Source organism: Polynucleobacter sp. HIN7, from assembly GCF_030297595.1.
Classification (GTDB): domain Bacteria; phylum Pseudomonadota; class Gammaproteobacteria; order Burkholderiales; family Burkholderiaceae; genus Polynucleobacter.
Window position 1 is genome coordinate 244,189 of the sequence record NZ_AP028138.1, and the last position, 13,307, is coordinate 257,495.

The 13,307-nt window shown below is 49.7% G+C and carries 17 protein-coding genes; 4 read left to right on the forward strand and 13 right to left on the reverse strand.

Annotated elements, in window-relative coordinates:
- Positions 1-7 precede the first annotated feature (7 nt).
- Complete coding sequence (locus QUE64_RS01325) at positions 8-628, forward strand: riboflavin synthase (RefSeq protein WP_286223942.1); 621 nt, start codon at positions 8-10, stop codon at positions 626-628.
- Here the strand turns inward: QUE64_RS01325 and queC are convergent.
- The 7 genes from queC to tolQ form a co-directional block, all read right to left on the reverse strand.
- Entirely contained in the window at positions 625-1,302 is a 678-nt protein-coding gene (gene queC, locus QUE64_RS01330; RefSeq protein ID WP_286224697.1) for a 7-cyano-7-deazaguanine synthase QueC, read from the reverse strand. The two genes, QUE64_RS01325 and queC, sit on opposite strands and share 4 nt — an antisense overlap.
- A 90-nt stretch (positions 1,303-1,392) precedes the next feature.
- On the reverse strand, positions 1,393-2,112 hold the full coding sequence (gene ybgF, locus QUE64_RS01335) for a tol-pal system protein YbgF (protein ID WP_286225579.1): 720 nt from the start codon (positions 2,110-2,112) through the stop codon (positions 1,393-1,395).
- 11 nt (positions 2,113-2,123) lie between these two features.
- Entirely contained in the window at positions 2,124-2,633 is a 510-nt protein-coding gene (gene pal / locus QUE64_RS01340; protein WP_286223945.1) for a peptidoglycan-associated lipoprotein Pal, read from the reverse strand.
- A gap of 93 nt (positions 2,634-2,726) precedes the next feature.
- Positions 2,727-4,025 (reverse strand): Tol-Pal system beta propeller repeat protein TolB, encoded by a 1,299-nt coding sequence (gene tolB / locus QUE64_RS01345; RefSeq protein ID WP_458574688.1) that lies wholly within the window; start codon positions 4,023-4,025, stop codon positions 2,727-2,729.
- 35 nt (positions 4,026-4,060) lie between these two features.
- Positions 4,061-4,837 (reverse strand): cell envelope integrity protein TolA, encoded by a 777-nt coding sequence (gene tolA, locus QUE64_RS01350; RefSeq protein ID WP_286225580.1) that lies wholly within the window; start codon positions 4,835-4,837, stop codon positions 4,061-4,063.
- 12 nt (positions 4,838-4,849) lie between these two features.
- Entirely contained in the window at positions 4,850-5,272 is a 423-nt protein-coding gene (gene tolR, locus QUE64_RS01355) for a protein TolR (RefSeq protein ID WP_286225581.1), read from the reverse strand.
- 5 nt (positions 5,273-5,277) lie between these two features.
- Positions 5,278-5,952 carry a protein TolQ gene (tolQ, locus tag QUE64_RS01360; protein ID WP_286223948.1) on the reverse strand — a complete coding sequence of 225 codons (675 nt, stop codon included), beginning with the start codon at positions 5,950-5,952 and terminating at the stop codon, positions 5,278-5,280.
- A gap of 104 nt (positions 5,953-6,056) precedes the next feature.
- On the opposite strand from tolQ, the gene glyA reads away from it, so the two are divergent.
- Together glyA and nrdR are read left to right on the forward strand one after the other, a co-directional pair.
- On the forward strand, positions 6,057-7,304 hold the full coding sequence (glyA, locus tag QUE64_RS01365) for a serine hydroxymethyltransferase (protein WP_286223949.1): 1,248 nt from the start codon (positions 6,057-6,059) through the stop codon (positions 7,302-7,304).
- A gap of 5 nt (positions 7,305-7,309) precedes the next feature.
- Positions 7,310-7,756, forward strand: a complete 447-nt coding sequence (gene nrdR, locus QUE64_RS01370) for a transcriptional regulator NrdR (protein WP_108507803.1) — start codon at positions 7,310-7,312, stop codon at positions 7,754-7,756.
- A 5-nt stretch (positions 7,757-7,761) separates the two neighbouring features.
- Here the strand turns inward: nrdR and adk are convergent, their stop codons facing one another.
- The 6 genes from adk to QUE64_RS01400 all read right to left on the reverse strand — a co-directional run bounded on the left by adk (position 7,762) and on the right by QUE64_RS01400 (position 11,750).
- Positions 7,762-8,424: an adenylate kinase gene (gene adk / locus QUE64_RS01375; protein ID WP_286225582.1), complete on the reverse strand. Its 663-nt coding sequence runs from the start codon at positions 8,422-8,424 to the stop codon at positions 7,762-7,764.
- Between the two features lie 95 nt (positions 8,425-8,519).
- The gene (kdsB, locus tag QUE64_RS01380) at positions 8,520-9,248 is read right to left on the reverse strand and encodes a 3-deoxy-manno-octulosonate cytidylyltransferase (protein WP_286225583.1); all 729 of its coding nucleotides are present in this window, start codon (positions 9,246-9,248) and stop codon (positions 8,520-8,522) included.
- Between the two features lie 9 nt (positions 9,249-9,257).
- Positions 9,258-9,449, reverse strand: coding sequence for a Trm112 family protein (locus QUE64_RS01385; protein WP_286226138.1), 192 nt, complete (start codon positions 9,447-9,449; stop codon positions 9,258-9,260).
- Positions 9,450-9,502: 53 nt separating this feature from the next.
- Positions 9,503-10,618 carry a tetraacyldisaccharide 4'-kinase gene (lpxK, locus tag QUE64_RS01390; RefSeq protein ID WP_286225584.1) on the reverse strand — a complete coding sequence of 372 codons (1,116 nt, stop codon included), beginning with the start codon at positions 10,616-10,618 and terminating at the stop codon, positions 9,503-9,505.
- Positions 10,618-11,031 carry an ExbD/TolR family protein gene (locus QUE64_RS01395; protein ID WP_286225585.1) on the reverse strand — a complete coding sequence of 138 codons (414 nt, stop codon included), beginning with the start codon at positions 11,029-11,031 and terminating at the stop codon, positions 10,618-10,620. Before QUE64_RS01395 ends, lpxK begins: the two co-directional genes overlap by 1 nt.
- A 47-nt stretch (positions 11,032-11,078) precedes the next feature.
- Complete coding sequence (locus QUE64_RS01400; protein WP_286225586.1) at positions 11,079-11,750, reverse strand: MotA/TolQ/ExbB proton channel family protein; 672 nt, start codon at positions 11,748-11,750, stop codon at positions 11,079-11,081.
- A 352-nt stretch (positions 11,751-12,102) separates the two neighbouring features.
- Between QUE64_RS01400 and xseA the strand changes: the two genes are divergently transcribed.
- Positions 12,103-13,293 carry an exodeoxyribonuclease VII large subunit gene (gene xseA, locus QUE64_RS01405; RefSeq protein ID WP_286225587.1) on the forward strand — a complete coding sequence of 397 codons (1,191 nt, stop codon included), beginning with the start codon at positions 12,103-12,105 and terminating at the stop codon, positions 13,291-13,293.
- Positions 13,294-13,307: the final 14 nt, after the last annotated feature.

Consider the following 13,307-nt stretch of genomic DNA (forward strand, 5'->3'; position numbering starts at 1 on the left):
TGCATTCATGTTTACTGGAATCATTACCGCGATTGGTGAAATTACCCATCTCGCTCCCAAAGGGGATGGCCTCCATTTAACCGTCACAACCCCTGCTAACTATCTTGATGATGTGGCGATCGGGGATAGCATCGCCCTTAATGGCGCCTGCATGACGGTTACGACTATGCAAGCCAACGCCTTTGAAGTGGATGTTTCTAAGGAGTCGATCTCAAAAACAACAGGACTCGACAAACTTGGTTCTGTGAATCTAGAAAAGGCTCTACGATTTAATGATCGTCTCGGAGGCCACTTGGTCAGTGGCCATGTCGATGGAATAGGTACGGTTCAATCATTTACCCCCGTTCAAGGCGATGCCTATGGCTCATGGAAATTAGTAATCGATGCCCCGCAATCATTGGCCCCTTATCTGGCCTACAAAGGATCGATAGTAGTCAATGGCGTATCGCTAACGGTCAATCAAGCGGGGCCCAAAGATCAATCTCAATGCCCCATTGAAATTAACATCATTCCTCATACCCTGGATCACACCACCCTTGGCCAACTCAAGGTAGGCGATCACGTTAACTTGGAAGTGGATCTGATCGCGCGTTATGTGGCGCGCATGCTTAGTAAAGACTCAACTTAATACTGATATCTCGTTGGATCGGCTACCCCAGCCTCTTTAAATCCTACTTTACGAAGTTGACACGATTCACAAACGCCGCAGGCTTGACCTTCTTGATTGGCTTGATAGCACGAAACGGTTTGGCTGTAGTCGATTCCTAAGGACTGACCCAGTTGAATGATCTGGGCCTTACTCATGGAAATGATGGGCGCGTGGATCCGAAATCGGTGCTGCTCATTAGTAGATTCGACCCCAGCTTTTGTGGCTAAGTTCGCCATGGTTTCGAAGGACTTCACATACTCAGGCCGACAATCTGGATACCCAGAGTAATCCACTGCATTAGCACCATAGAACACATCAATACTGCCTAGAGACTCGGCCCAGGCTAGGGCCATCGAGAGCATGATGGTGTTGCGAGCGGGTACATAGGTAATCGGGATGTCTGTTGTCTTTGGATCGCCCTCGGTTGGAACACGCAGCATCTCGTCAGTGAGGGCGGACCCACCAAAGCGGGCAAGATCCAGGTGGATAACTTCATGGCGCTCAACACCGAACGACTGGGCAATCCGTTTTGCAGCATCTAACTCAGACGAATGCTTTTGGCCGTAATGAACTGAGAGGGCATAACAGCGATAGCCGAGTTGTTTGGCAAGCGCCAGAATAGTCGTGGAGTCCAAACCGCCAGAGAACAGAATGACTGCAGGGCTATTGGGAGAGCGTGCCTGTGCTGGAGTAAACGAATGCCGGAGAGCAGAAAAGTCCAAAATTAGAAATCCAGGATTTACTTACTTGATATTGGCAACAATCGACTTTGCTTCTTTGGCAGCCTCAGAGTCTGGGTATTTGGCAATTAGATCGCTTAGGACCTTTTTGGCCACCGCTTTCTTCCCCGACTCAAGATTGGCATTGCCAAGCGTGAGCATTGCTGGGGGAACCCGTTGATGGCCTGGGAAGCGGGTAATCAAAGTTTGTAATTGATTGATGGAGCCGTTGTAATCCTTCAGTGCGTACTTGGTATTACCGGACCAAAAGAGTGCAAGGGGTAAATAAGGGCTAGATGGGTATTTCCGGATAAACGCATTGAGATCGGTATCGGCTTTTTTGAGCTGATTGTTCTGAAATGCATTGAGCGCTTCTTCATATGCAGACCGCTCACCAGGTTGAACCACACCAGTCACACCTTCCACCTCGACGGTTTGAGGTTCAAATCGAGTCAGGCGATTATCTAAATCTTGATAGTAGGTTTTTTGATTCTTGGTGAGATCTTCCGTTTGCTTTTGCAAGGTCTCGATTTGGCCGCGTAGTTGGGCGTTTTCTGTACGCAGTTTCTCGATTTGATTTTGTAAATCCAGAATCGCGCCTTGCGAGGCTTGAACCGATTTGCGCATCTCTAGGATTGCTTTGCGAGCCTCGTCATCCGAGAAGATCGCCCACGCATTACTTGAAAGTAATGCCCCCAATGCAATCGTAAGAGCGGTATGAATAAATCTGGAGATAGCGGTCAAGCGATTTGCTCTTATTTGGTGATGTAGATGATGTCAGCGCGACGGTTCTCAGCCCATGCAGCTTCGGTGTTACCTTCTGCTTTGGGTTTTTCTTTACCAAGACTCACGGCTTCCATTTGGCTATCGGGTACGCCCAGCGCTGCGAGGGCTTTACGAACGGCATCTGAGCGTCGTTGACCAAGAGCGAGGTTATATTCGGCGGTACCACGATCATCGGTATTGCCCTGAATCATGATCTTTTGTTGGGGGTTTTGTTTTAAGAAAGCAGCTCCGGCTTGTAGCATATTTTGATATTGGGGTTTGATGGTGTATTCATCAAAGTCAAAATAGATGCTGCGCTGAAAGAGCGGGCTCTTAGGGTCATTCCATGGCTGAGAAGCAATATTGCTACTCTTGGCCTCTTGGGTTTTCATGGTACTGACATCATCTAATTTAACGCCCGACGAGCACGCACTGAGTAAGCCAATGCCTCCCAAAATGCTGGTTAGTACTAAGCGACGCTGGGGTGATGTGGTTTTCATGCGCTCTCCCTCGAATAAATTGATGGTCTTCGTAAACCGATGAATTACATACTGACCACTATTATGCCTCGGATCATGCATCACTAAAACCGATTAGCGATCCATAAATGGTCCCCAGGATGGTTGACGTACATCGGATCCTGGAACACTTAATATTTGTTTGACATAGCCATCAACCGAAACCGCTGCCAATACTTTTTTACCCCCGACTTGGGTTGAGTACAGAATGTAGCGACCGTTGGCCGCAAAACTTGGGGACTCATCAAAGCTGGTATCGGTCATGGGAGTGCTATCACCCGTGAGGAGATTCATTAAAAAGAGCTTGAAGCCGCCGCCTGCACCGCCGATGTAAGCCAAGTACTTACCATCGGGTGAGATACGCGCTGAGGTTGCATAGGGTTGCTTAAAGGTGATTCGTCTAGCTGGTTCGCCGCGCTCTCCATCGGCACTCATCCGATAAATTTGTGGATTGCCGCCACGATCGCTCGTGAAATAAATAAATTTACCGTCGGGAGAAAACTGTGGCTCGGTATCAATCGTATTGCCTTGTGTGAGGCGCCTTAGATTACTGCCATCGGCATTGACTCGATAGATTTGCGTATTGCCATCTTTGGAGAGTGAGATTGCTAGGCTTTTGCCGTCGGGAGCCCAGGATGGGGCGCTGTTGTTGCCGCGCTCATTGGAGAGAACAATGCGACGGCCTGTCGCCAGCTCATGCACATAAACGATGGGCTTGCGATCTTCAAAGGATACATAAGCGATCTTTTGACCATCGGGCGACCACGCTACAGAAATGATGGGCTCACTACTATTGAGCGCGTTGCGCATATTCTGACCATCGGCGTCCGAGATGACTAAGCGATAGCGCTTACCCTCTTTCATGACATATGACAGACGGGTGGAGAATACGCCGCGCTCACCCAAGAGTTTGAAGATGATGTCATCTGAAATTTTGTGGGCTGCCAGGCGCAAGTTATCTTCACTGGCTGAAACAATTAATCCATTAAGACTCTCGCCCTTACGAATGTCGTATAAGCGGTAACGAACCTCATACTGCCCTGGGGATTTTTGGGTGACCGACCCAACTGCCAAGGCATCAGCGCCGCGCGCCGCCCACGTTTTGAAGTTAGGAACAACTTGATCGTCTTCGACTCCATTGCCAAGCTCGACATTTCGGAAGTAACCACTACGTGTGAGATTTTGGCGAATCACATCGGAAATCTTGACCGGTAATTTGTCCTCATCTTTAAATCGGGAAACCGCAATCGGATAGAGGGTTTGGCCAACACCCTTGATCTCAATATTCATTTGAGCATGCGCGGGGTTGATGAAAAGCCCCATGATGATGCCAAGTGCCAGTAGGGGAATGGTGCATAAGCGCTGGAATATCATGATCAATATTCTAGACGCTTGTTATGAACCCTGAATTAATCTTTTGGTTTAAAGGTTAATTTGATTTGACGCATCGGGATTTTGCCGTTTTCGTCACGCGGTAGGCTCTCGGCACGATCAATCGCAATTAGGACCGCACGATCCCAGGCTGGATCGGTGCTGGGCGAGGTCACGGTCCGTTTCAAAATCATGCCATCGGGAGCGAGATCAACCAATACCACCACCGTTGGATTACCGCTGGTGGACTCCGTATTAAAGACGATGAGGGGTTTAATTTTCTTGCGTACCCGATCGGCGTAGCCGGGTGGGGCATTACCGCCCGCACCGACGCCATCACCCACTTTGCCGCCACTACCGCCTTCAGCACCAGCAGCTGCTTTTAAACGGGCCAATTGATCCAGGCGTGCTTTCTCCGCAGCAGCGGCAGCTTTTTTAGCAGCCGCATCTTCTTTAGGGTCAGCCTTTTTCTCGGGTGGCTTGGATTCTGCTTTTTTCTCAGGCTTGGGCTCGGGTTTTCTTACTGCCTCTTTGGGTGGCTCAGGCGGTGGTTTGGTTTTCTTAATAACGATCTCAGCCGCTTCGGGCTTTACATCCATTATGGGGGCGGGTGTAACACTTGGGGGTGGAACGCTTGCATCCCAGAGCTCCACCTCAACACCAGCAGGGCTGGAACTCGTTTTCCAATGAATCCCCAAAGTCAGTAAAGCAATCAGAAAAAGATGGGCTCCTAATGAGAGTACAAACGCTTTGGTGGTTCCCGGTTCCCGATCCGCATGAAACTGCCACGAGGAATTAAGGGTTGCGCTACTCATGCTGACTCATCATTACTGACTACGAACAGCCAATCCCACGCGTTTAACACCATTTTCTTTTAAGCGAGACATCACATCCATCACCACTTCGTATTTGATGGATTTATCGGCCGCTAGAACAACCGGTTGCTCAGCAGATTTTTCAGCTTGCGAGCGCGCAAAGGCGCCGAGCTCTAATTTAGAAATGGTCTGTGTACTCTCACCCTCTTTGCGAATCGTAATAGACTCATCAGCACCAATCGTAATAAAGACCGGGGGTAGGGCTTGAACCTTCGCGCCACCCACGGTTGGAAGATTGACCACTCCGGGATTAACGAGTGGGGCGGTCACCATAAAGATGACTAAGAGCACCAACATCACATCGATGTAGGGCACCACATTAATGTCCGCAATCGCTTTCCGACGAGAGGAGCGAAAGGATGAGCGGCTAGCCATGATGATTAGAGGCGAGCACCTTGACGTTGCAAAATATTTGTGAACTCTTCGATAAAGGATTCAAAATGAATCGAGAGGCGATCAATATCGGTGGAGTAACGGTTATAAGCCACGACCGCAGGGATGGCTGCAAATAATCCGATCGCAGTAGCTACCAGCGCTTCTGCAATGCCTGGGGCCACAGACGCAAGAGTCGCTTGTTGCACATTGGCCAAACCGCGAAAGGCGTGCATGATCCCCCAGACTGTTCCGAGGAGTCCAATGTAAGGAGATACTGAGCCAACGGATGCTAGAAAGGGCAAATTGGCTTCAAGGCGATCCATCTCGCGTTGATAGGCGGCTTTCATCGCGCGCCGTGCCGCATCGATTTCTTTGGCCTTTAAAAACTCCTGCATCCCGGCAGCGAAGATGCGCTCTAAAACTGCTGCATTGACTTGGGTACCAGCGCTACTCATTTTGCGCTGGGCAGCCTCAAATAAGGTTTGCAAGTCGCCACCCGCCCAAAAATCACGCTCAAAGCGCTCCGTCTCACGGCGCGCCGCGCGTAAGTTTGAGCCCTTTCGAAAAATGATGGTCCACGAGGCCACAGAGAGGCTCAAGAGTAATACCATCACCGCTTGAACCAAGATGCTGGCGTTGAGAACCAGGGTCAGAATAGAAAGGTCTTCAGTAGGGTTCATAAGGACTTTGTATTATGGAGGGTAATTTTAGCCAATCCTCACTGGATTGCCGCAATTTAATTGTCGTATTTTGGTATTGATTTGTGATTAATTAGGAAGCCATTATGTTTGATCGTCAGCACACTTTAGCGCACATTGACCCTGAGTTATGGACTAGCATCCAAAACGAGAACCGTCGTCAAGAGGAGCATATTGAGCTCATCGCCTCTGAAAACTATACCTCACCCGCAGTGATGGCCGCTCAGGGCTCACAATTAACCAACAAATATGCCGAGGGTTATCCCGGTAAGCGCTATTACGGTGGCTGTGAATTTGTCGATGTGGCTGAGCAATTGGCGATCGATCGAGTCAAGAAATTGTTTGGAGCCGACGCCGCCAATGTGCAACCCCATTGCGGAGCATCGGCTAATCAAGCGGTTTTCTTAGCCTTTTTAAAGCCTGGCGATACCTTTATGGGCATGAGCCTTGCTGAGGGCGGACATTTATCGCATGGTATGGCCCTTAATATGAGCGGTAAATGGTTTAACGCGATCTCCTATGGACTCGATCAAAACGAAGCGATTGATTACGAGCAAATGGAGCGCTTAGCGCGCGAGAAAAAACCAAAACTCATCATTGCTGGTGCGTCCGCTTATTCTTTGCAGATTGATTTTGAGCGTTTTGCAAAAGTGGCTAAAGAGATCGGTGCCATTTTTATGGTCGACATGGCGCACTACGCAGGATTGATCGCTGCAGGTGTGTACCCCAATCCAGTGCCCTATGCGGATGTGGTGACTTCAACGACGCATAAGAGTCTACGTGGTCCACGCGGTGGCATCATTCTCATGAAAGCTGAGCATGAGAAAGCCATTAACTCTGCGGTATTCCCAGGTATGCAAGGTGGCCCCTTAATGCATGTAATCGCCGCGAAGGCGGTGGCATTTAAAGAAGCCTTAGAGCCTAGCTTTAAAGACTATCAAAAGCAGGTAATTGCCAATGCGCAAGCCTTAGCAAATTCGTTGATTGAGCGGGGCCTGCGGATTGTCTCGGGTAGAACGGAGTCGCACGTGATGCTCGTCGATCTACGTGCGAAGAAAATTACCGGTAAGGAAGCCGAGGCCGCATTAGGCGCTGCTCACATTACCGTGAACAAAAATGCGATTCCCAATGATCCTGAAAAACCCATGGTAACGAGTGGGATTCGCTTGGGTTCTCCAGCGATGACCACGCGCGGTTTTAAAGAGGCCGAAGCCAAGCAAGTGGGGCAACTGATTGCCGACGTACTCGATCACCCCAATGATGCTAATCATTTGGCAAAAGTGCGCGAGCAAGTGAATGCGCTTACTAAACGTTTCCCCGTCTACGGAAATTAAGCCCCATGCGTTGCCCGTTTTGCCATAGTGACGATACCCAGGTGATGGATACCCGGGTATCGGATGAGGGCGATTCGGTCAGACGCCGCAGGCGCTGCGCATCGTGCGATAAGCGCTTCACCACCTATGAGCGAGCCGAGTTAAGTCTGCCTGCCATTGTGAAAAAAAATGGCAGTCGGGTGGAGTACAGCCATGAGAAATTAGTGAGCTCGATCCGCTTAGCGTTACGCAAACGCCCGGTTTCCTCGGATGCGGTTGATGATGCGATCGGACGCATCGAAGAAAAACTGATGGCCTCCGGCGAAAAAGAAATCCCTAGCGAGCGGGTTGGTGAACTAGTCATGCGTGAACTCAAGCGCTTAGATAAAGTCGCCTACATCCGCTTTGCATCGGTCTATCGTAGCTTTGCCGATCTCGAGTCGTTTGAGAGCGCTCTCAAAGAGCTGAAGTAAAAAACTTACTGCAACGCTGCGAAGATTGCTTTGGTGATATCGTCCACCGAGCCTGTGCCTGATACCTTGCGATAGGCAGGCGCCTTAACCCCAGAGCTTGCTGGTTCGCTTGCCCACTTTGAATAGTAGTCCACGAGAGGGCGCGTTTGATCGGTGTAAACCTGCAGACGCTTACGTACGGTTGCTTCTTGATCATCATCGCGCTGAATGAGCGGCTCACCCGTCACATCATCTTTATCGTTCACTTTTGGAGGATTAAATTTGATGTGATACGAGCGACCAGAAGCGGGGTGCACGCGGCGACCACTCATGCGCTCAATAATGGCATCAAAGGGCACATCAATCTCAAGTACATAGTCAATCGGCACTGCCGCATCTTTCATGGCTTGCGCTTGTGGAATGGTCCGTGGGAAGCCATCAAAGAGATAGCCTTTGTGGCAATCGGGTTGGGTTAAGCGATCTTTGACAAGGCCAATAATGATGTCGTCAGAAACCAGGCCACCCGCATCCATAATTTTCTTGGCAGCGATTCCGAGGGGGGTACCCGCTTTGACTGCAGCGCGCAACATATCGCCAGTGGAGATTTGCGGAATACCAAACTTCTCGCAAATAAATTGAGCTTGAGTTCCCTTGCCCGCACCTGGAGCACCTAGCAAAATTAAGCGCATGTCATCCCCTGTCTTATTTTTTTCATTCCCTATAGTCTAATTGATTGCACCGACTTAGGGCAGATTTATTGGGACCTGCTTCTTAGCGAAATCCCTTAAAAGAAGGCACGCACCCGCGCAAGATCTTCGAGGGTGTCTACGCCGGCTGGTGGCAATTCAGAGGCGGTATGCACTGCGATACGGTAGCCGTGCCAGAGTGCACGCAATTGCTCTAGAGACTCTGCAATCTCTAATGGAGATGTTGCAAGTTGGGCATACTTTTTTAGAAAACCCACGCGGTAGGCATAGATACCGATATGGCGATAGTAAGTAGGTGACGATTGAGTGCGATCGTAGGGCACAGCTGCTCGCGAGAAGTACAAGGCTTCGCGTTGTTGATTGAGGACTACTTTCACCGCATTGGGATTGGTAATTTCCTCAGCACTTTGAATGGCTACAGCGGCTGTACTCATGACGCATTGCGGATTTGCTGCTAATGTATCAGCGACTTGATTGATGAGTTCCACCGGAATTAAAGGCTCATCCCCTTGTACGTTCACAATCAGTGCCTCGTCATCCAGGCCTAAGCGAGAGGCAACCTCCGCAATCCGATCGGTACCACTAGGGTGATCTGCACGAGTCATAAGGACGGTCAATCCTGCCGCATGGCAGGCAGCTTCAATCTCAACGGCATCGGTGGCAACCAAAATTTGTTTTGCTTTGGATTGTTTTGCACGCTCGGCCACACGCACCACCATTGGTTTACCACCCAGATCCGCAAGCGCTTTGCGCTCAAGCCGTGTCGATGCTAAACGCGCCGGGATTACAACGGTAAATACGGTCATCGCAAGTAATTATTTAGAGAGAGCAGCAGTTTCTTCAGAACTGAGACTGCGCGCTTCATCAACTAGCATGACCGGAATGTCATCGCGAATTGGGTAAGCAAGTTTATCGACTTTGCAAATGAGCTCGTGTTTATCTTCATCCAAATGGAGCGAGCTCTTACAAATCGGGCAAACCACAATATCGAGTAGATTTCTATTCATCATCGGAGGGCCTTAATCATCACCATGTGCTCATCATAGCCCAAGACGTGGGGTTATTTGAGATAGGGATCGGGCCGCGTAATCACCTCTTGCACCCAATGACTAAACTCCGATGGAAGCTCTAAGCGCATGGGAACAACCCAGATGCGAGAGTCTTCGATCCCAGCGCATTTAACTGCATCTTTTTCGGTGATTAGGATGAGGTCCACGGCAAGGGCTTTTAGATCATTGTGCTGAACTGGCGCGTGATCGGGCAGGGCTAGAGTTTGATCAATATGTACCCCTAGTTTGGTCAGTGCATCAAAAAACTTCTTTGGATTGCCAATGGCTGCAAGTACGCCTACTTTTAATCCAACTAAGCGACTGAGCATGTGGGCAAATCTAATAGGCTCATTGGGCCGATGCAGTGGATAGGCACTATCGATCGTTGGACTCAGGTGTAGTTCGCGAGAGCTGGGAAACGGGTCGTTCGGGGGAGGGGATTCGCTAATAGTGATGGTTGCATCGCGCTCACGCTTAGCACTCTCGCGTAATGGCCCAGCGGGCAAGAGTCTGCCATTGCCATCCCCACGTTCGTCCTCAACGACCAACTCCAAATCACGCCCACCTTCGCGTGCAGGCCAACGTACTAAGGCCGCATGCTGTAAACCATCATCACTGATGATCACATTGACCTCGGGATCGGACTGTAAAAGAGCATCAATGCAGGCTTTACGTTTGCGATAGACCCATATCGGCACGCAGTCATGAATACGTTGCGCCATCAACACGGGTTCATCACCAACTTGATTGGGCTTACTGTACCGATCAACACGTGTGGGTTGCGAGGGTGATGAGCGAGTATGGGGTTGATAGCCACGACTAATCACGCCAGGCTTAAAGCCGCGTTCGACCAATTCATTGGCAAGCGCAATCACGAGTGGAGTTTTTCCCGTGCCCCCCACTCGAATATTGCCCACGATGATGATGGGAACTGGTGCAGCGCGATAGATCCCCAGGGTGTGCAATAGCCCAGAGTCCACGATCAACTGTTTGATCCAAACCACGAGGCCATAGAGCCACGCCAAGGGTAGTAAAACAAGACTGATTAAGCGATCGACAAGTGCGCGAATGGGTGATTGAGAAAATGAAGATTTTTCCCAAAAGCGCGGCGCAGTTTTGAAGAGCATTATTTCTTCGCTTGACTACTAAAAGCGATATTGGGAAGACCGGCGTCACGCGCCAGTTCCAATACCGTCATGACCGCTTGATGTGGGGCGCGGGCATCCGCATCGATACTAATGCGTAGGTTTTGCTCAGGAGAAGAATTCATTTGTTTAAGAGCACTCCCCAGTTGGGCGCGATTCATGATCTTGCCATTGAGAGCAAAGCGACCATCGCTACTCACCGCAATATTGATCTCACGTGCTGAATCGACAGTCTCGACACCTGAGGCTGTTGGCAGGGTAATCGCAATTTCTTGAAACTTGGTAAAGGTAGTGGAGATCATCAAAAAGATTAGGATCACTAAGAGCACATCAATGAAGGCAATTAGATTAATTTCAGGTTCGGCATAAGAGAACGAGCGGGATGAGCGACCCAAATTTATGCCAAAGCGAGAGGAACTTCTGTGCGAAGTATCGAGCCAGCTCATGAAGATGACGAAGCGGATTGTGGATACAACTTCTTAAACAACTGCCGAGTGCATTCCTCACATTCACGCTGGCGTTGATCGGCCACTGCTCGCAAGATCCGCCATCCAGCCAATGCTGGGATTGCGATTAAGAGGCCAAATGCGGTGTTGTAGAGCGCAATTGAGATGCCGTGTGCTAATTGCTGAGGGTTAGTCGCCCCAACGCTGGCAGCATTGACCGCACTACCAATCGTGCCACCTTGACTACCAAAGATCTCAATCATGCCAACCACAGTGCCAAAAAGACCGAGAAGGGGCGCTACAGTAGCAATCGTGGCGAGTGCCCCTAAGTAGCGATCCAATTTGGTCCATAGGTTTTGGGCGAGGATTTGCAGCTCTTCGATGGCAACCTCGGCCGAGTGCCCCAGGGCATGCTCACGTAAGACACCAGCCAATAGTCCGCCAATCGGGGAGGAACTCGTGAGGTGATTGATGAAGTCGGGATCATTGGCAAGGGTCGGTGTGGCAGCAAAGGCCTCTTCAATCGACTGTTTGCGAACAATGTGGGTTTTGCGCAAATACCAGCAGCGTTCAAGCAAAATGGCAAGGCCGAGAATGGATATAGCAAGAAGTGGCCAGATCGGCCAGCCAGCAGCGATTAAGATGGAATACATGAACGGTATTTTCATGCAAATTCAGAAAAGCCCAAAAAAGCGGCTGACCCTATCCCAACAAGTAAACCAGTTTCATCGAGCCACGGGCGTTTATACCGGCTTGTGGATAACTCTGTGCAAAACTTTGAGCAAAGTCCACCCTAAGTCCTTGATGGGTGGTGTAAGTCCTTGATTTATGCCTAAAGATCAGTTCATTCAAATGATAAAAATATGCTTTTAAGTCAATTACTTGCAAATTTAATGTTGGATGAAAGCGACATTCATAAAGAGCGAGTATTCACTAACTTTCTTACTATTTCGGTCAGCCAAGGCTTGTGGATATGTCGCGACCCGCGAGCCCATATAGTTACTGGAAAGTGACAAATAAATGACGGAAAAATCAAGCCCGATCCTGAGCGTTGGCGATCTAAACCGCGCCATTGCTGAGTCTTTGACCGAACAATTTGAGTTTGTCATGGTTAGCGGGGAGGTATCGAACTTCAAAGCCTATGACAGCGGTCATTGGTATTTCTCACTCAAGGATGAAGAAGGTCAAATTCGATGTGTGATGTTTCGGGGAAAAAATCTGCAAGTTGGGTTTATGCCCCAATCTGGGGATCAAGTGGAGGTGAGCGCCTCGGTCAGTATGTATGTGCCCCGCGGTGATGTGCAGTTAACGATTCATGCTTTGCGTAAAGCTGGCCGTGGAGGTCTCTATGAAGCATTCCTGAAACTTAAAGATAAGTTAGCGAAGGCGGGTTTATTTGATGAGGAACGCAAGCGCGTAATTCCATCTCATCCAAAGGCAATTGCGATTGTGACCTCAACGCAGGCTGCGGCGCTCAAAGATGTGCTCACCACCTTAGCGCGTCGTGCGCCGCACATTCCCATCTACATTTATCCAACCTTGGTTCAGGGTGCGGATGCTCCTGTTGGGATCGTCAACGCCATTCAAAAGGCTAATGATGATGGCTTGGCTGAGGTGATTCTTCTGGTGCGTGGCGGTGGCAGCATTGAGGATTTATGGGCGTTTAATGACGAGCAGTTGGCACACGCTATTGCCAGTTCGGATATACCAATCATCAGCGGGGTGGGGCACGAAACCGATTTCACGATTGCCGATTTTGTGGCGGACCTACGAGCCCCGACACCAACCGGTGCTGCTGAATTAGCCACCCCAAAACGAGAGCAACTCTTACAAGAACTGAAGAGCTATCAAGACACGATCACTCAGCGTCTGGAGCAACGCCTCGAGCGCGAAGCTCAAACACTCGATCAAATCAGCCTAAGACTCAAGCACGCTTTACCAAACCCGGAGCGCATGCGCGAGCAAATTGAGCAATGGCGGCAACGTTTGTCTCAAGGTGTACGCATGTATCTAGAGAGCCTGAAACGCAATCAGGCACATTGGCTTACTCAGCTTGAAACCCTCAATCCGCAACGCACGCTCGAGCGGGGTTACGCAGTGATTTTGGATCAAAACCAAAAAGCTGCACGTCAACCCAGTGATATTCGAGAGGATGAGCGGTATCAGCTTTGGCTTGCAGAAGGCAAGATACAAGTTGCCTTTAAAAAATAGATAACTAATCCATT

Bases quoted from the DNA above. Each gene is read 5' to 3' on its own strand.
- adk (WP_286225582.1), bottom strand. From the start codon at position 8,424: ATGCGCTTAATTTTGCTAGGTGCTCCAGGTGCGGGCAAGGGAACTCAA.
- tolB (WP_458574688.1), bottom strand. From the start codon at position 4,025: ATGATATTCCAGCGCTTATGCACCATTCCCCTACTGGCACTTGGCATC.
- tolA (WP_286225580.1), bottom strand. From the start codon at position 4,837: ATGAGTAGCGCAACCCTTAATTCCTCGTGGCAGTTTCATGCGGATCGG.
- tolR (WP_286225581.1), bottom strand. From the start codon at position 5,272: ATGGCTAGCCGCTCATCCTTTCGCTCCTCTCGTCGGAAAGCGATTGCG.
- nrdR (WP_108507803.1), top strand. From the start codon at position 7,310: ATGCGTTGCCCGTTTTGCCATAGTGACGATACCCAGGTGATGGATACC.
- tolQ (WP_286223948.1), bottom strand. From the start codon at position 5,952: ATGAACCCTACTGAAGACCTTTCTATTCTGACCCTGGTTCTCAACGCC.
- pal (WP_286223945.1), bottom strand. From the start codon at position 2,633: ATGAAAACCACATCACCCCAGCGTCGCTTAGTACTAACCAGCATTTTG.
- kdsB (WP_286225583.1), bottom strand. From the start codon at position 9,248: ATGACCGTATTTACCGTTGTAATCCCGGCGCGTTTAGCATCGACACGG.
- QUE64_RS01385 (WP_286226138.1), bottom strand. From the start codon at position 9,449: ATGAATAGAAATCTACTCGATATTGTGGTTTGCCCGATTTGTAAGAGC.
- lpxK (WP_286225584.1), bottom strand. From the start codon at position 10,618: ATGCTCTTCAAAACTGCGCCGCGCTTTTGGGAAAAATCTTCATTTTCT.
- QUE64_RS01400 (WP_286225586.1), bottom strand. From the start codon at position 11,750: ATGAAAATACCGTTCATGTATTCCATCTTAATCGCTGCTGGCTGGCCG.
- glyA (WP_286223949.1), top strand. From the start codon at position 6,057: ATGTTTGATCGTCAGCACACTTTAGCGCACATTGACCCTGAGTTATGG.
- xseA (WP_286225587.1), top strand. From the start codon at position 12,103: ATGACGGAAAAATCAAGCCCGATCCTGAGCGTTGGCGATCTAAACCGC.
- QUE64_RS01325 (WP_286223942.1), top strand. From the start codon at position 8: ATGTTTACTGGAATCATTACCGCGATTGGTGAAATTACCCATCTCGCT.